This window comes from Vibrio sp. 10N.239.312.C11 (genome assembly GCF_041466065.1).
In the GTDB taxonomy this organism is placed as follows: domain Bacteria; phylum Pseudomonadota; class Gammaproteobacteria; order Enterobacterales; family Vibrionaceae; genus Vibrio; species Vibrio tasmaniensis_A.
The window spans coordinates 24,060-41,703 of sequence record NZ_JBFSRZ010000024.1 but is presented as its reverse complement, the minus strand read 5'-3'; the positions used below and the strand labels follow the sequence as shown (position 1 = coordinate 41,703).

The window sequence follows — 17,644 nt, the reverse complement described above, 5'->3', positions numbered from 1 at the left end:
TAAGAATACTTGCAAGAGCCTATTCATCAGGCATTACGTCTAAACGGGCTCATACTAAGCTTGTCCGCGAATCTAACGCGAGCCCCATTCAATTATTTTTGCCGTAAATCACAAAATAAATTGTGGATGTTTGAAAAGACTCTCTTAATCGGTTGTGAAATCATTGAATTTCTAGTTCGACACCATAAACTCAACGTTATATTCAGTTATCAGAGATAAACTCATGACAAAGAAAGTAATAGCAGAATTTGATTTACTGCTTATCGCAAACCAAATTATCCAATCACATGATGACTACATTGAAGGCATGCGCGCAAACAGCGTAGTAGAAAAAGACGATGTCCTCATCTTCAAAGGTGAATACTTCTTAGACAGCAATGGAATGCCGACAGAGAATACAACCGCAGTATTTAACATGTTTAAATACTTAGCGCACCATCTTTCAAAAGAATTTACGCTTCAGCAATAACGAAAAAGCTTGCCATTTAGGCAAGCTTTTTTACTTCCTGGACCGTTATAGACTTAGTATTTTTATAGACTCAGCATTTTCAGCTTATCGAAGTAGTCAGGGAATGTCTTTGATGTACAACCTGGATCATTGATCGTCACCGGGGTGTCACTCAAAGCAACCAACGAGAAACACATCGCCATGCGGTGATCATCGTAAGTATCAATCGCCGCGTGCGTCAGTTCAGCCACAGGGTTAACAATGATGTAGTCTTCACCCTCTTCCACCTCAGCGCCTACTTTACGTAGTTCTGTTGCCATTGCCGCTAAGCGATCCGTCTCTTTCACACGCCAGTTGTAAACATTGCGGATTGCGGTTGTTCCCTTAGCAAACAAAGCCGTTGTCGCAATTGTCATCGCCGCATCTGGAATATGGTTATAGTCCATATCAATGCCTTTTAGCTCACCACAACGAGAGATAACGTAGTCATCACCCCACTCGATTTCAGCACCCATTTTCTCAAGTGCATCAGCGAATTGGATATCACCTTGGATACTGTTTTTGCCAATACCTGTCACTTTAATCTCGCCACCTTTGATAGCAGCGGCTGCAAGGAAATATGACGCAGATGATGCATCACCTTCAACCAAGAAATCACCGGGTGCTATGTAAGATTGCCCAGTTGGAATCACAAATTCTTGGTAGTCATTGTTGATAACATCCACACCAAATTGCTTCATGATATGCAGCGTAATATCGATGTAAGGCTTAGAAACCAATTCACCTTCGATTTTGATGGTCACTTCGCCTTCAGCTAAAGGTGCAGCCATCAAAAATGCCGTCAAGAATTGACTAGAGATAGAACCATCGATAGAAACTGTACCACTCTTTAGCCCAGTACCCGTGATCTTCAGCGGTGGGTAATTTTCGTTCTCTAAGTATTCGACGTTGGCGCCGGCCTCTTGCAGAGCAGTCACTAAGTGACCGATTGGTCGCTCTTTCATGCGAGGCTCGCCAGTCAGAACATATTCACCACGCCCCAAACAAAGTGCAGCAGCCAGCGGGCGCATCGCCGTACCCGCGTTACCTAAGAAAAGCTCTAGGGCTTTGTCACTTGAGAATGCACCACCAACACCTGTCACTTCACAAACCGTTTTGTCTGCAGACAACTGATAATCAACACCTAACTGTGTTAATGCATTCAACATATGACGAATGTCATCACTGTCTAGTAAGTTTGTTAGGCGAGTTGTTCCCGTTGAAAGTGCAGCCAAAAGAAGCGCACGATTAGAGACACTTTTTGAGCCAGGTAGGTTAACTTCCCCGCTCACTTTCTGAATTGGTTGTAACGTAAGGCTTTCCATTAGTTCTTATAGTCCTTGTATCACCCGAAGTCACTGGCGCGTATTTATTTTCGGGTGATGAATAATTCTTCGTAGTTGCAGACTAACGAACTTTTCCAACGAACTCCAGAGCTAATCCCCTCGATAAAGGTGATTAATTAGCCAACCAAACACATTTGCATACTAGTACGCTAGATCAACTCTAACGCCATCCGAAAAATAGAGAATCCGCACATCATCACCTCTATTGAACAACATCGAATTGTCAACGTCTTGAATGATGTTAACCAGATTGTCATCCTTGGTTTTAACCAATAATTCAACGAGTTTATATTCCACCCGATATTGCGTATTACCGCGATTACGAGCGATCCCCGCCCCCGCTACAGCACCAACCGCCGTTGCGACTTCTTTACCTGTGCCGCCACCAAACTGATTACCAACCAAACCACCAATTGCCGCACCCAACAAGGTTTCCCAACCATTCGCTTTCGACTCTACGATCTCCTGTTGGGTAATGTACCTGACCGTATCAACCTCACCGTAAACGACCTCATTCACTGGTCTGGCTTGGTTTCTGTTGTAAGCTGCATTTGCCAACATGGGCAAAACAAGTAAAATCCAAAGCAACTTCTTCATGGTAAAACTCCTAAAGACCTCTTGGTCAGTGATTAATCTGTAATGCGGTACTTATGACTATATACCTAACCGAACTTGATACTACTAGTATAGAGTTTCCTTCGCCCTTCGACGCGCTTGATGAACCCAACGGTCTACTCGCGTTCGGTGGTGATTTGTCACCCATACGAATTCTGAACGCTTATAGCCAAGGTATATTTCCATGGTATGGCCCAGGAGAGCCTATACTTTGGTGGAGCCCTGCACCGCGAGCGGTATTTAATCCTAAGACATTCGAACCATCAAAAAGTCTTAAAAAATTTCAAAGAAAGCATAATTACCGTGTCAGCATCAACCAAGCGACGGACAGAATAATTGGTTATTGCTCTTCACTGAGACCGGAAGAGGAAACTTGGTTAAACAATGACATGCAAGCAGCCTACCGTGAACTCGCTTCATTAGGGTTCTGCCACTCAGTTGAGGTTTGGCAAGATGACGAGCTGATTGGCGGGCTTTATGGGTTACAAAGAGGCCAAGTCTTTTGCGGTGAATCGATGTTCAGCCTGAAGACTAATGCCTCTAAAATTGCGCTATGGTACTTTTGTGAGCACTTTACACAATTCGGCGGACAACTCATCGATTGCCAAGTCATGAACCCACACTTGGAATCCTTGGGCGCTATCGAGGTTGATAGGGATGAATTCCTAAGTTCTCTTCGATTACTCAAAGAAACGTCCGTTAACGATGCATGTTTTAAAAAACAATGGCTAAAGGAAATGCCTTAATGAATCCAGATTTACAACAAATCAGAATTGGATTAACAGACAATCACGCTTGCAGTTACTTACCCCATCTCGAAGAAAGAGTGGCAGTCACGCTTGATGAACACATGCACACCGCAGATAACTATGAAGTTCTACTTGCAAATGGATTTCGCCGCAGTGGAACAACCATTTATAAACCACATTGCGATAATTGCTCATCGTGCCAAGCGATTCGACTGTCGATTCCCGAGGTCAAGTTTTCCAAGAGCCAACGACGAATACTCAACAAGGCCAAAGCGCTGCGTTGGGAGCTGAAAGATGAAATGGATGACAACTGGTTTGACTTGTATAGCCGCTATATAACCGCTCGCCACCGTTCGGGAACCATGTATCCACCGAAGAAAGAAGAGTTTCTGCATTTCTCTAAAAATGAATGGCTTGCTACAAAGTTCATGCACATCTATGATGAGGGGCAGTTAGTCGGCATTGCCGTTACAGACATCATGTCTCACTGTACGAGCGCGTTTTATACCTTCTTCGACCCTGATATCGACATTTCCATGGGAACTCTTGGCGTTCTATTCCAGATCCAACATGCCCAGAAAGAACAAAAACAATGGTTATATTTGGGTTATCAAATCGATGAATGCCCTGCGATGAACTATAAAGTACGATTTCAACGTCATCAAAGGCTAGTAAATCAGCGGTGGCAAGGGTAGAATACGCGACAACTTTACATATTTTGATTTTAACGGCACAATCAAGCCGTTGAAAACCGCCAAATTTCGAAAGAGGATTAGATGGCTAAAGAAGACGTAATCGAGATGCAAGGCACTGTCCTTGATACTCTACCAAACACAATGTTCCGTGTTGAGCTTGAAAACGGTCACGTAGTGACAGCACACATCTCTGGTAAAATGCGTAAGAACTACATCCGTATTCTTACTGGTGATAAAGTAACTGTTGAGATGACTCCATACGACCTTTCTAAAGGCCGCATCGTCTTCCGTGCTCGTTAATTTTTAATTACCGAATACGATAAGAAGCGGAGCCCTCAAGGCTCCGTTTTTTATCGCCTGAACTTTTTACCACTCCAACAACACCAACCTCGCATCTAGCATCTAACATCTAACATCTAACATCTAACATCTAACATCTAACATCTAACATCTAGCAAGCATAAAAAAACGCACAACCGAAGTCATGCGTTTAATATCGTAATTAACTGTACCCAGTGCTCTTTATAAGCCGTTAGTGTTTAAGAAGTATGCCTAATGCATAACCTCTTCTTTCGCACCAACATAGATGAAATCCAGTTCGTCTTTTTTCAGAGATACTTTAACCGTACCGCCGTCAACCAAACTTCCGAACAGCAACTCATTAGCAAGAGGCTTTTTAAGCTTCTCTTGAATCACACGTCCCATCGGACGAGCGCCCATGGTCTTGTCATAGCCTCTTTCAGCTAACCAATGACGAGCATCCTCAGAAACCTCTAAAGATACACCACGAGCGTCCAGTTGGACCTGAAGCTCAACAATGAATTTATCAACAACTTGACTGATCACACTTGGATCAAGGCTGTTGAACCAGATGATATTATCAAGACGGTTACGGAACTCAGGAGTAAATACCTTCTTGATTTCACTCATTGCGTCTGGCGCATGATCTTGCTGGATCAAACCGATCGATTTCTTCTCGGTTTCTGCAACACCAGCGTTGGTCGTCATCACTAGGATCACATTGCGGAAATCTGCTTTGCGACCGTTGTTGTCGGTTAGCGTACCGTTGTCCATCACCTGTAATAACAAGTTAAAGATATCTGGGTGTGCCTTCTCGATCTCATCAAGTAGCACAACAGAGTGTGGGTTCTTGATAACAGCATCGGTTAGCAGACCACCTTGATCATAACCAACATAACCAGGAGGCGCACCGATCAAGCGGCTTACCGAGTGACGCTCACCGTACTCAGACATATCAAAGCGCAGAAGCTCAATACCCATCAATTTAGACAGTTGAACAGTCACCTCTGTTTTACCGACACCAGTAGGGCCAGCAAACAAGAATGAACCAACAGGTTTATTGTCTGCTCCCAACCCTGCACGAGTTAGCTTGATCGCTTCGCTCAATACATCGATCGCTGGGTCTTGTCCGAATACCAACATTTTCATGCGGTCATCCAGTTTCTGCAGCGTATCTTTGTCTGAAGACGATACTGACTTCTCAGGAATACGCGCCATTTTCGCAACCATTGACTCAATATCAGCCACGCTTACCGTTTTCTTACGACGACTTGCAGGCGCCAAACGACTACGAGCACCCGCTTCATCAATAACGTCAATCGCCTTATCTGGAAGGTGACGTTCATTAATATACTTAGCAGACAACTCCACAGCGGCACGTAACGCTTTGTTGGTGTAACGTACTTCGTGATGAGCTTCGTATTTTGGCTTCAAGCCAATCAGAATTTTGGTTGTATCATCTAGCGATGGTTCAACAATATCGATTTTCTGGAAGCGACGAGATAAAGCACGCTCCTTCTCAAAAATACTGCTGTACTCTTGGTAAGTGGTTGAGCCAATACAACGTAATTTACCGCTGCTTAATAGCGGTTTAATTAGGTTTGCCGCATCCACCTGACCACCCGATGCTGCACCCGCACCAATAATGGTATGGATCTCATCGATGAACAGGATAGCGTCTTCTTCTTTCTCGAGTTGCTTCAGAATCGCTTTAAAGCGCTTCTCAAAGTCACCACGATATTTCGTTCCCGCAAGCAATGAACCAATATCCAAAGAGTAAATCACGCTGCTCTGAATGATTTCAGGGACTTGGCCTTCAACGATGCGCCATGCAAGACCTTCAGCGATAGCAGTTTTACCCACACCCGCCTCTCCCACTAATAGAGGGTTGTTCTTACGACGACGACACAGAACTTGAACGGTACGTTCTAGCTCTTTGTCACGACCGATGAGTGGGTCAATGTTACCTTGCTTCGCTACTTCGTTAAGGTTGGTCGCAAAATTTTCTAGACGATCTTCTGAGTTAGCTTCTTCGGCATTCTCTGCACCACCAAATGAATCAGGAGATGAACCGCTATCGCCTTCATTGCTGCCTTTGGTAATACCGTGTGAAATAAAATTCACTATGTCTAAGCGGCTGATGTCGTTTTTCTTAAGAAGATATGCCGCGTGAGATTCTTGCTCACTAAAAATAGCCACAAGTACATTTGCACCTGTTACTTCGCTGCGACCTGAAGATTGAACGTGAAAAACAGCGCGCTGAAGTACTCGTTGAAAGCTCAGCGTGGGCTGGGTTTCACGAGTCTCGTCGCTTTCAGGGATGAGTGGGGTCGTTTGGTCGATAAAAATATCGAGCTCATTGCGAAGAGCATCGAGATCAGCCTGACAAGCTTGGAGCGCTTCCTTGGCCGCATCATTTTCTAATAATGCTAGTAGGAGGTGTTCGACAGTCATGAATTCATGTCGCTTGTCTCGCGCACGAGAAAATGCGCCATTTAAACTCGTCTCTAATTCTTTATTTAGCATAAGTACCTCCTAAGGGAACAACAGTGTTGTTCGAGCAATTTACACTTGCTCCATTGTACATAGTAGCGGATGCTCATTTTCCTTTGAGTACATCGTTACCTGCGCTACCTTTGTTTCCGCTATTTCAGCACTGTATGTGCCGCAAATAGCTTTACCTTCATAATGAACCTTGAGCATCACTTCCGTTGCTTTTTCGATATCTAGTGAGAAAAATCGCTCTAGGATCTCGATTACAAAGTCCATGGGCGTGTAGTCATCGTTATGTAATACAACGTTATACATTGCCGGTGGCTTTACTTTCGTTCTCTCTTTCTCCAGTAAATCTGAGCCTGGAGATGCCCATTCAAAGTTTCTGCTCATATTAGCTTTGCTAAGGGTTATTTTTCGGAAGTCGTGAATGTTTAGTTAACTCAAATTTACCACATTCACGCATTACGGTGTACTAAGAAACTGCACCAAGAAACAGTACCAAAAAATATTCCTCTATACTGAGCCTAATCCACCATTTCCATCGCTGCAAATAAAAGATCTCGATTAACAGGATTAACATATGTGATTGATTAAAAAGACACCACAACTATTGATGGTGACGATAAGATCGTCGTTAAGTTACTATTTAGTTAATAGTATGCAGCCAATCTCGAATGTGATTTGTTATTAAAATTGATCATTTTTATACCAATTTGCTATTGACTGTACTCAATCATTAGCTACATTGGAGCTAAAAGGTTTTTCTGATACAACTTCGTAACACGATTCTAAACCTAGTAATAAGCGTTAAAAATTTATAATAAGGAATAATTACGCAGGGTAGCGTTAATTTCCGTAAGCAATGTATGAGATTCAAGCTATCAGCTGAAATTGTTTAGTTGATAGGAATAATATCAATCGAACTTACATTGATTTGATATAACAACGTTAGTAACAAAATGCATGAGGGATGTATAGCATGGCTACAGGTACAGTAAAATGGTTTAACAATGCCAAAGGGTTTGGCTTTATTTGTCCAGAAGGTGAAGATGGCGATATTTTCGCGCACTACTCCACAATACAAATGGAAGGTTATCGAACCTTAAAGGCAGGTCAACAGGTCGATTATGAAGTAGAAAGTGGACCTAAAGGCTCCCATGCTAGCTCCGTTGTTCCTGTAGAAGGCAGCGCCGTAAAATAGGCGATTGCCAAACATGTAGACCTCTATCAGTCTTATTAAACGACTGTCAGGTAAGCAGAACATTGAAACCGCTCATTTGATACCTGTAATACAGGCTTAAATGGGCGGTTTTTCGATCTGAGAGCTAAAAGCTATTCACCAGTACAAATCGTCCGAGAGATCCCTTTAGCTAGGTCTAGGTCTAGGTCTAGGTCTAGGTCTAGGTCTAGGTCTAGGAAGCATTATGAATAAAAAAAGACGCTTTAACGTTATCGTTAAAGCGTCTTTCGTTTTGACTTTATCTGTGACTTAACTGCCAGACCAAGCAACTCGTTAGTAAATCATGTTCATGACTTACTAACGATGAGTCCAATCACTATGCGTCAATAAATGCGTTTAGCGTTGAGCTTGGGCGCATTAGTGATGAAACCAATGCATCATCAAGTAGGTAATAACCGCCTAAGTCGCCAGCTGGACCTTGAGCGTTATTCAGCTCAGCAACAATAGCTTCTTCACTTTCAGCCAATTGAGTTGCAACACCTGCGAACTCAGCAGCAAGGTCAGCGTCAACCGTTTGCTCAGCCAGCGCTTTCGCCCAGTATGCTGCAAGGTAGTAGTGGCTACCACGGTTATCAAGCTCACCCACTCGACGTGAAGGAGACTTGTTGTTATCTAGGAATTCACCCGTCGCTTTATCAAGCGCGTCAGCGAGAACTTGTGCCTTAGCATTCCCCGTTACTACGCTTAGGTGCTCTAGAGATGCCGCTAGTGCCAAGAACTCACCAAGAGAGTCCCAACGCAGGTGGTTTTCTTTCTCTACTTGTTGAACATGCTTAGGCGCAGAACCGCCAGCACCTGTTTCAAACAGGCCGCCACCGTTCATAAGTGGAACAATCGATAGCATTTTAGCTGACGTACCAAGCTCTAGAATCGGGAACAAATCCGTTAGGTAATCACGTAATACGTTACCTGTAACCGAAATAGTATCTAGGCCTTCTTTGATACGAACCAGTGAGTACTGAGTTGCTTCTAAAGGAGCAAGGATCTTAATTTCAAGACCATCGGTATCATATTCAGGAAGGTAAGCGTCAACTTTCTTAATAAGCTGAGCATCATGCGCGCGAGACGCGTCTAGCCAGAATACTGCAGGAACACCCGAAGCACGAGCACGAGTTACCGCTAGCTTAACCCAGTCTTGAATCGGTGCATCTTTAACCTGACACATACGGAAGATATCACCTTCCTCTACGTCTTGCTCTAGAAGCACAACGCCTGAAGCGTCAACAACTTGAACCTGACCAGCAGCTTCAAGGATAAAAGTCTTATCGTGAGAACCGTACTCTTCGGCTTTTTGAGCCATCAAGCCAACGTTTGGTACACTACCCATTGTTGTTGGATCGAAAGCACCATTCTCTTTGCAGAAATCAATAACTGCTTGGTAGATGCTTGCGTAGCTGCGATCAGGGATCATAGCTTTCGTGTCTTTTTGCTTACCTTCTGGATCCCACATTTGACCTGAAGAACGCAGCATTGCAGGCATAGATGCATCAACAATGATGTCGCTTGGAACGTGTAGGTTAGTAATGCCGCGATCCGAATCAACCATCGCTAGTGGTGGTTGAGTCTCGTATACCGCTTGTAGGTCAGCTTCAATCGCTTCTTTCTGCTCTTGAGGAAGCGCAGCAATTTTTGCGTATACATCGCCGATGCCGTTGTTTACATCAACACCAAGCTCTTCAAACAGTTGACCGTGCTTAGCGAATACGTCTTTGTAGTAAACCTTAACTGCATGACCAAAGATCACAGGGTCAGATACTTTCATCATCGTCGCTTTCATGTGAAGAGAAAGCAGTACACCTTGCTCTTTAGCTGATGCGATCTCTTTCTCGAAGAACGCAACCAAAGCGGCCTTGTTCATCACTGACGCATCAATGATCTCTTTATCTTGCAATGCAAAAGCGGGCTTCAGAGTTTTCTTCGCACCATCTTTACCAACGAATTCAATGCTAACTTCTGTAGCACCTTCAATTGTTACTGACTTTTCGCTGCCGAAGAAGTCTTTGTCGTCCATACTTGAAACGTGCGACTTAGAATCCGCAGACCAAGCACCCATTGAGTGTGGGTTCTTCTTCGCGTAGTTTTTAACAGAAAGTGGAGCGCGGCGATCCGAGTTACCTTCACGTAACACAGGGTTTACAGCACTGCCTTTGATTTTATCGTAAGTCGCTTTAACGGCTTTCTCTTCATCAGTGTTTGCTTCTTCTGGGTAATTAGGAAGTGCGTAACCTTTTGACTGAAGCTCTTTGATTGTTGCTTGAAGTTGAGGAACAGATGCAGAGATGTTTGGAAGCTTGATGATGTTCGCTTCTGGTGTCTTAGCCAATTCACCAAGTTCTGCTAATGCATCACCAATACGTTGCTCTTCGTTCAGGTAGTCAGGGAAGTTGGCAATAATGCGCCCTGCAAGTGAAATGTCGCGAGTATCAACGTTAATACCAGAAGAAGCCGTAAAAGATTGAATGATAGGCAGCAGAGAGTAAGTTGCTAGCGCCGGAGCTTCGTCAGTAATGGTATAGATGATCGTTGGTTTTTCAGTAGGCATGAAATTTCCCTATAGTTCTTACAAGCTCACTTAAAGCAGTGAGAGTGTTATAAATTGACCAGTAAGCCACTCTGAGAGTGAAAACTGCTTACTCGATAGTCGTACTCTATCTTATTTTTCATGCAATCTTGACGACAGCATGAGCCAAATCCGTGAGTGCATTGTTTTAATAAAAGAGCCAGTTATAATAAAACACGAAGGTATAATTAAACAAATCAGGCTTAAGAGTCCATCAACTTGTTCTATTTTGTGTCTTTTAGGCGCGCAAATGATAGCTCAATTCCGTTTCTATGAAAACTTTTCGGCACACTTCGTTTACATTTTTGCAAGGTAGTTAACATGTCTACTCGCTCACGCAGCGCATCTCGTTCAGACAAACCGGCTCGTTCTGGTACCACATTAAAACAAAGCGGTAATAGACAGAATCAACACAGTGGCAAAAATGACACTGGCAGTTCACACAAAAAACCGCACTCCAGCAAACACCGATATAAAGGCAAAACTACCAACGCAAAGCCTAAGGTAGCACCCGAAGATCGCAAAGTGATTCTATTCAACAAACCTTTTGATACTCTCAGCCAGTTCACTGATGGCGAAGGTAGAAAAACGCTAGCGGATTTTATTCCCGTAAAAGATGTTTATGCTGCTGGTCGCTTAGATCGAGATAGTGAAGGTTTATTGGTCTTGACCAATGATGGCATCTTTCAAGCTAAGTTGACTCAGCCGAACTCAAAATCGCCCAAGACTTACTGGGTACAGGTCGAAGGCGCACCTTCTGAGAAAGATTTAGATAAATTGAGAAAAGGTGTTGAACTAAAAGATGGCATGACATTGCCTGCAGAAGTAGAAGTGATGCAAGAACCTCAGGTTTGGGAAAGAACTCCTCCTGTGCGCTTCAGAGCGGCGATACCAACAACATGGTTAGCGATTACCATCATCGAAGGACGTAACCGTCAGGTAAGACGAATGACAGCAAACATAGGCTTCCCTACCCTGCGTCTAATCCGCTACTCAATGGGCAATATGAACGTGGGTCAGCTTCAGCCAGGTGAATGGAAAGAGATTTAGCTCTTACTGATACAGAAAAAGTACCAATATAGCAAAAGCGAGACTCTTATTAGTCTCGCTTTTTTGTAGATGAAGATTGATTACTCTTGGTCAATCATCCATTTACGAAATTCTTTGCGTTCTTGCTTAGAAGCTTTTAGGTACCAAGCTTTGAGTTGGTCAAGGTTACTTGAAGCAACAGCCTTAGCCGCAGGCACTTTTACAGCTCTTGATGCTGTATCTGCAGCTGCTATAGGAAGCACTTGCACTTCTACAGGCTTATCTAATAGCTTGCCGCCTTCAAAATAAATACCTTTCGACTGGTTATATTCTGCCAATAACTTGTCCATCGCTAAGTACGGAAACAACCCACCTTTTGAAGGCAATTTTTCTTGTGTGTATTCTAATGCTGAACCATCTTGAATCAATTTCCAATCAGGCTGTTCTGACTTAAATGCATTCACAGCTTCCTGATGGCTTCGAGCTGGTGGGCTATCAATTTTGATTTCTTCACCATTTACTATGAAAGACAAAACGTATGGTTTAGATGTAAATACCTTAGCTGAATTACCTCTGCCAAGTTTCTTATTCATCTTAACAATTAGCTGAACATCCCCTTTAGGAATCTGTTGATTTCCAATTTCAGAATCGGCTTTTTGACCATTAACATACAGAACCGATAGCCCCTTAGCGGGAATTAATGTTGTTGCACTCACCGTAAAAGAAAGCAAAGCACAAAGTGTTAGCATCCATTTCATCATAATAATCTCTTAAACCCCATGATATTCGAGCTTAATTCTAACAGCAGCTTAACTGGCTTAAAAGAAATAAACCATTGTTATAGAAAATAAAAAGCCACCCAAATGGGTGGCTTCAATATGTTACTAAAAGTCTTCAATTAGAAAGAAGCTTTGATACCAACACCGTAACCTAGGTCAGTGTTCTTTTTATCGTTGTCACCGATTTCTACGTAAACTGTAGTGTTAGGTGCGATGCCGTAACCAGCGTTTAGGAACCACTCAACGTAGTCCTCTTCAGCTACAACGCTCTTGTCAATGCTTGCAACACCACCAGCGAAAGTTGTTTTACCCATAGTGTAGTCAGCGGCTAATGCAATTGTGTCAGTGTCTTTCTTAGTACCAGTTACAGGCTTGCTTTCTACATTGTAGTAACCAAGCTCTAGGTTTAGGTTCTCAAAACCACCAAAACGAGCTTCTAGAGCTAGAAGAGTTTCGTCAGCGTGTACGGTTAGTTTTTTACCTTTAAGCTCTGCGTCACCGTAGAATGCTGTGAAATCGAAATCAGCTACGCGGTAACCCACTTTAGCGTCAAAGTATTGACCATCTTTACCAATATTTTGTGCTTCGTGCTTGTCTTGGATTAGACCTAGGCCAGCGTAGAAAGAACCGTTGTCGTAATCGTAACGAACAGCTTCTTCACCACCGAAGTCTGCATCTTTGAAGAACGAGCTAACACCGAATAGGTAATCAGAACCAATACCAGCATCATCAAGTTGAGTATCTAGTTTACCAACTTTAAGAGTACCGAATTCATTGTGGTAGAAACCAAAGTAAACGTTACCTACTGAAGAATTACCACTTGCACGGTCATTGTTGTCGCCAGAAAACTCTAGGTAAGCACCGATTTGTAGATCGTTGTTCACATCGTAACGAGTGTCGAAGCCAAAATCTGCATCGTCGATTTCTTGCTTAAGGTCTTGGTTATCACCGATAGCCTGCTTGTAACGAATCTCTACGTCACCAGTCAAGTTAACTGAAACACCATCTTGATTGTAAAGTTCAATAGCTTGTGCAGACGTAGCTGCTGTCATAACTGCTAGAGCTAATAGAGTCTTTTTCATAATAAATCCACTGCCTTTTCTAAGAATGGGAGATCCTTGCCCGGTTCCCTTTTATTTTTTATGACTGGTCATTACTACTCTTTGGTAGTTAATCACCGCCACTAAATTTCGTGGTCTAGATTGCAAAAGATTATCCTGCGTGTCAAATAAACTAAAAACAAACCTAAAAAAACAAAAATACATAAAAATCAGGGGTTTACATTTTTTTCTATCATTTTACGAGCAACTTACCCTTAATTTTCAAGGGAAATATAATAGCCCAAACAAAGAACAGAACAGTGTAATGCTCCGCGACAATCAATTTAAAGTGCAATTTACAGAACTTAATAACTGGATTGTGCAATTTTTTGATATATATATTTCGTAACATAAATAAAATCGTTAAGTTCCTGAAGGTTCAGTTTTTTTTTGTGAACGAGATCTACCTTTGATTCAAAAGCAAGCTATTTTGCGGTAAATGTACCGACTAGTGATATGTGCTACTATCCTCGCTCCGTTACGTAGGTCACAGTATGCTAACTACTAAAATTCAAAATTCTATACGCACCAGTTATCAAAACCTCCAAGATCAGTTGGATAACTTTGTACCTCGACGTGCTCAAAATTACCTTGTTGCAGAAATAGCGAAGACACTTTGTGGTCAATACCACAAAAGTAATCGCATGATTGTTGCTGAAGCAGGTACCGGGATCGGGAAGTCACTGGCTTATTTAATGGCAACAATTCCTGTCGCCGTGCTCAACAATCGTAAAATCGTCATTTCAACAGCGACCGTTGCGCTACAAGAACAACTCGTCAATAAAGATCTCCCTCTATATAGACGACTTACTGATAGAGAGTTTTCTTTCATCTTAGCGAAAGGAAGGCAGCGTTATTGTTGTACAGAGAAGTTGGCCGCTGCGTGTGGGGTTGATGGTGGTCAAATGGCCATGTTCGAGTCCAAACCAAAAAAGAAAGACATCGAGCAACTGCAAACCATGTACCGCAGCCTCACCCAAGGTAAATGGGATGGTGACCGTGATTCGTGGCCAAAACCTATCGACAACATGATTTGGCAGATGATTGTCAGTGATAAGCACAGCTGTAACAACAGTATGCCTACGCACAGAGACTGCCCTTTCCAAAAAGCGCGTTCAGAGCTAGATAAAGCAGACGTGATTATCGCCAATCACAGTTTAGTGATGGCTGATGCGGACCTAGGCGGCGGTGTGATACTGCCAGAACCAGAAAATAGCATCTATATATTTGATGAAGCTCACCACTTGCCACACGTAGCGAGAGATCACTCCTCTGCTGCCGCAAGCTTAAAAGGTGCTGCCTCTTGGTTAGAGCGTTTGAATCAATCGATCACTAAGCTTTCGGGGCTAGCAGACGAGAAACGTGTTCATAGATTTAGAAATGAGTTGCAAGACTCAGTACAACAACTGATCCCGACTCTGACTAAAATGAGCAAACAGTTTGACGCTAGCCACTTCGAAGATGGCTTGTATCGCTTCGAGCATGGTGACTTACCTGAATGGTTAGAAAGCGAATCGAAAGATCTCAAACAATTAACGCAAAAGGCGAGCCAAGCCGTAGCAAAAATTGCAGACTTGATTGCAGAACGAGTTAAAGACGGAGAGCTTTCCGCAAAGCTTGCAGAGCCTGCGCTTGCAGAAATTGGCTTTTATATACAAAGAACAGAAAACCTTGCTCAAGTTTGGCGATTAATGGCTGAACCTAAGAGAGAAAAAGGGGCGCCTTTGGCTCGCTGGCTTGAATTAAGCAAAGAAAGCGAGGGAGACTTTGTTGTTAATGTCTCACCATTAGAAGTCGGTTGGCAACTGGACCAACAGATTTGGAGTCGTTGTGTTGGTGCAGTGTTAGTATCTGCGACCATGAGAGCACTCAACTCTTTCAGCTTTTTTTGTCATCAATCAGGTATCAGCCAAAAAGCAGAAGATGGCGTACAATTTCTTGCTTTGGCATCGCCGTTTGATTATCAGAACCAAGCTGAATTAGTGGTACCTGCAATGAAGTACGAACCACAAGCACCTCAGTTTACCGAATATCTTATTGAAATTTTGCCTAAGGTAATAGAAGACAACAAAGCCAATCTCATTCTATTCTCTTCTTATTGGCAAATGAACCAAGTGGCACAAGCTTTGGCAACAGATTTCGTTAAAAAGTCGTGGGCGTTACAGGTTCAGGGGGATACCTCACGAACTGAAATCCTAAAAAAACATAAAAAGCTCATAGGCCAAGGTAAAACAAGCGTTCTTTTTGGAACGGGTAGCTTTTCTGAAGGTCTTGATCTACCTGGCGAGCTGCTTGAAAACCTTGTTATTACCAAGATTCCTTTTGGTGTTCCTACCTCACCTGTAGAGCGGGCACATTCAGAATATATTGAATCTCGTGGCGGTAATCCGTTTATGCAGATTACTGTTCCAGAAGCGAGTAAAAAGCTTATTCAATCTGTGGGTAGATTGCTGCGTAAAGAACGAGATTCTGGTAAAGTCACGATCCTTGATAGACGCATAGTCACGAAGCGATACGGAAAGTCCCTACTCGATTCGCTACCGCCTTTTAAAAGAACAATAAAATACTAATTTTTCTACCCTCGTGGTAGTTATGGGTCTGCCATCGCTAGGCCCTTGCATTCACAACCCAGCATGACTAATCCCTCGATTCTTCATGTGGCTGCCCGAACAGCCGATAACGAGAACACTAGCTATTTATGGAAATGATTGAGCCAACCATGTTGGTCATACTTGCCTTGGTTGCATTTGCTGCAGGCTTTATTGATGCTGTCGCCGGTGGCGGAGGAATGTTAACTGTACCAGCTTTGCTATCGCTTGGTTTACCACCACACATTGCACTCGGTACTAATAAGCTGGCCGCAACATTCGCCTCATCAACAGCCGCTTTTACTTACTATCGCAAGAAGCTGTTCAAACCTGAATGTTGGGTCAGTGCTTTCATATCTACTTTAATAGGTGCAACAATCGGCACCCTGACTGTTGATGCCATAAGCACAGAGTGGTTAGAGAAGGTATTACCGCTAGTCATTCTTGCAGCAGCTGTCTATACCATTTTTCATAAGACTCCAGATGTGAGCCATAATGTGTCTCCTAAACCGTGCCCGGTACTCAAGAGAAAGCAAAAGTACCAAGGATTCATTCTCGGCTTTTATGATGGTGTTGCAGGCCCAGGAACCGGCGCTTTTTGGACTGTGAGCTCGATGGCGCTTTATCGTCTCAATATCTTACTTGCTTCAGGTCTATCTAAAGCCATGAACTTTACCAGTAACTTTACGTCTTTGGTTACCTTCGCAATTCTTGGTCATATTGATTGGGTTCTTGGTTTAACTATGGGTCTTTGTTTGATGGCTGGAGCATTTGTTGGGGCACATTCTGCTATTCGTTTCGGTGCTACATTTATACGACCTGTTTTTGTTACTGTTGTAAGCGTACTTGCGATTAAGCTGGCTTACGAAGCTTGGTTTGTAACCTTATAGCCCAGTCGCCCAAGGTAAGTAAAATGAATCACTTCTCTAAATTAAAAAGCGTCATTGATACCTTAATTGGCCATTGCTCGCAGGTTGATAAATCTCGAGGGGCTTATCATCAAGCCTTGTTCGATAGAACCTTGTTTAAGTGCAGCTCTTCTATTTTACTGCCCTACGCACTCGAAACTCAGGCAACGTACAACACTATTGTTCGAGAACAAGCGACAAACCAACTTACTGCTTCTCGGGCCAACTACCTGACAGAAAAACTCACTAATCAGATAGCTGCAATCCAAAGAGAACTAGCCAACCATGATTTAAGGTTAGATCGAAAAAGTAAGTCAGGAAAAAACCTTAACGACCTATACAACGAACTCGCTCAGCACCAAGATTGGCAAAAGCGACTGGTCGATTTAGTACGAGTACGCAAGTTAGCGTTTGATTCTGCGCCTCGCCACAGTAAGAAAAAAGCGGACGAGGCTTGGCAATTAGCAAAAGAACGATTAGAACGCTGCGAAGACTCAATGAAAAATATTGAGAGACTGATTAACTTAGAGAACCCCAAGCGAAATGAACACTGATAACCCATCATCACCACTGGATAACGCCCCAGAAGAAGTTAAGTTAGCTGTCGACCTGATCTATCTGCTCGAAAGCAACGAAATCGATCCAAAGGTTGCGTTAGAAGCAATTAAGATTGTCCAACAAGATTTACAAGCCAAACTAGCATCTAGCATCTAGCATCTAGCATCTAGCATCTAGCATAAAAACATACAGGA

The 17,644-nt window shown here is 43.0% G+C and carries 17 protein-coding genes; 10 read left to right on the top strand and 7 right to left on the bottom strand.

Annotation, left to right across the window (positions count from 1 at the left end):
* The first annotated feature begins 223 nt into the window (after nt 1–223).
* Complete coding sequence (locus tag AB6D07_RS12220) at nt 224–469, top strand: YciN family protein (RefSeq protein WP_004736440.1); 246 nt, start codon at nt 224–226, stop codon at nt 467–469.
* 62 nt (nt 470–531) lie between these two features.
* Here the strand turns inward: AB6D07_RS12220 and aroA are convergent, their stop codons facing one another.
* Both aroA and AB6D07_RS12210 read right to left on the bottom strand, forming a co-directional pair.
* Nucleotides 532–1,812 carry a 3-phosphoshikimate 1-carboxyvinyltransferase gene (gene aroA, locus AB6D07_RS12215; protein ID WP_017097711.1) on the bottom strand — a complete coding sequence of 427 codons (1,281 nt, stop codon included), beginning with the start codon at nt 1,810–1,812 and terminating at the stop codon, nt 532–534.
* Nucleotides 1,813–1,974: 162 nt separating this feature from the next.
* A complete protein-coding gene (locus tag AB6D07_RS12210; protein WP_012603608.1) occupies nt 1,975–2,430 on the bottom strand; it encodes a glycine zipper 2TM domain-containing protein in 456 nt (151 codons plus the stop codon).
* Nucleotides 2,431–2,483: 53 nt separating this feature from the next.
* Here AB6D07_RS12210 and aat point away from each other — a divergent pair, with 53 nt between their 5' ends.
* The 3 genes from aat (at nt 2,484) to infA (ending at nt 4,192) form a co-directional block, all read left to right on the top strand.
* Nucleotides 2,484–3,194 (top strand): leucyl/phenylalanyl-tRNA--protein transferase, encoded by a 711-nt coding sequence (gene aat, locus AB6D07_RS12205; RefSeq protein ID WP_017099938.1) that lies wholly within the window; start codon nt 2,484–2,486, stop codon nt 3,192–3,194.
* Nucleotides 3,194–3,892: an arginyltransferase gene (locus AB6D07_RS12200; RefSeq protein ID WP_029223169.1), complete on the top strand. Its 699-nt coding sequence runs from the start codon at nt 3,194–3,196 to the stop codon at nt 3,890–3,892. The genes aat and AB6D07_RS12200 overlap by 1 nt, the downstream gene beginning before the upstream one ends.
* Before the next feature lie 81 nt (nt 3,893–3,973).
* Entirely contained in the window at nt 3,974–4,192 is a 219-nt protein-coding gene (gene infA, locus AB6D07_RS12195; protein WP_001040192.1) for a translation initiation factor IF-1, read from the top strand.
* 252 nt (nt 4,193–4,444) lie between these two features.
* Here the strand turns inward: infA and clpA are convergent, their stop codons facing one another.
* Both clpA and clpS read right to left on the bottom strand, forming a co-directional pair.
* Nucleotides 4,445–6,718, bottom strand: a complete 2,274-nt coding sequence (gene clpA / locus AB6D07_RS12190; protein WP_012603605.1) for an ATP-dependent Clp protease ATP-binding subunit ClpA — start codon at nt 6,716–6,718, stop codon at nt 4,445–4,447.
* A 39-nt stretch (nt 6,719–6,757) separates the two neighbouring features.
* Complete coding sequence (gene clpS / locus AB6D07_RS12185) at nt 6,758–7,078, bottom strand: ATP-dependent Clp protease adapter ClpS (RefSeq protein ID WP_009846337.1); 321 nt, start codon at nt 7,076–7,078, stop codon at nt 6,758–6,760.
* A 589-nt stretch (nt 7,079–7,667) separates the two neighbouring features.
* On the opposite strand from clpS, the gene cspD reads away from it, so the two are divergent.
* Nucleotides 7,668–7,889 carry a cold shock domain-containing protein CspD gene (gene cspD / locus AB6D07_RS12180; protein WP_009846336.1) on the top strand — a complete coding sequence of 74 codons (222 nt, stop codon included), beginning with the start codon at nt 7,668–7,670 and terminating at the stop codon, nt 7,887–7,889.
* Nucleotides 7,890–8,244: 355 nt separating this feature from the next.
* Here the strand turns inward: cspD and AB6D07_RS12175 are convergent, their stop codons facing one another.
* Nucleotides 8,245–10,470 carry an NADP-dependent isocitrate dehydrogenase gene (locus tag AB6D07_RS12175; protein ID WP_009846335.1) on the bottom strand — a complete coding sequence of 742 codons (2,226 nt, stop codon included), beginning with the start codon at nt 10,468–10,470 and terminating at the stop codon, nt 8,245–8,247.
* A 339-nt stretch (nt 10,471–10,809) separates the two neighbouring features.
* Between AB6D07_RS12175 and AB6D07_RS12170 the strand changes: the two genes are divergently transcribed.
* On the top strand, nt 10,810–11,538 hold the full coding sequence (locus tag AB6D07_RS12170) for a pseudouridine synthase (RefSeq protein WP_017102797.1): 729 nt from the start codon (nt 10,810–10,812) through the stop codon (nt 11,536–11,538).
* A gap of 80 nt (nt 11,539–11,618) precedes the next feature.
* Here the strand turns inward: AB6D07_RS12170 and AB6D07_RS12165 are convergent, their stop codons facing one another.
* Entirely contained in the window at nt 11,619–12,278 is a 660-nt protein-coding gene (locus tag AB6D07_RS12165; RefSeq protein ID WP_017102798.1) for a DUF2057 family protein, read from the bottom strand.
* Nucleotides 12,279–12,415: 137 nt separating this feature from the next.
* Complete coding sequence (locus AB6D07_RS12160; RefSeq protein ID WP_017102799.1) at nt 12,416–13,378, bottom strand: porin; 963 nt, start codon at nt 13,376–13,378, stop codon at nt 12,416–12,418.
* A 512-nt stretch (nt 13,379–13,890) separates the two neighbouring features.
* Between AB6D07_RS12160 and dinG the strand changes: the two genes are divergently transcribed.
* From dinG to rsmS, 4 genes are all read left to right on the top strand, one after another.
* Nucleotides 13,891–15,966, top strand: a complete 2,076-nt coding sequence (dinG, locus tag AB6D07_RS12155; RefSeq protein WP_029222893.1) for an ATP-dependent DNA helicase DinG — start codon at nt 13,891–13,893, stop codon at nt 15,964–15,966.
* Between the two features lie 128 nt (nt 15,967–16,094).
* Nucleotides 16,095–16,874 (top strand): TSUP family transporter, encoded by a 780-nt coding sequence (locus AB6D07_RS12150; protein ID WP_012603599.1) that lies wholly within the window; start codon nt 16,095–16,097, stop codon nt 16,872–16,874.
* A 23-nt stretch (nt 16,875–16,897) separates the two neighbouring features.
* Nucleotides 16,898–17,446 carry a primosomal replication protein gene (locus AB6D07_RS12145; RefSeq protein ID WP_009846329.1) on the top strand — a complete coding sequence of 183 codons (549 nt, stop codon included), beginning with the start codon at nt 16,898–16,900 and terminating at the stop codon, nt 17,444–17,446.
* On the top strand, nt 17,436–17,606 hold the full coding sequence (gene rsmS / locus AB6D07_RS12140) for a pleiotropic regulatory protein RsmS (protein ID WP_009846328.1): 171 nt from the start codon (nt 17,436–17,438) through the stop codon (nt 17,604–17,606). The genes AB6D07_RS12145 and rsmS overlap by 11 nt, the downstream gene beginning before the upstream one ends.
* Nucleotides 17,607–17,644: the final 38 nt, after the last annotated feature.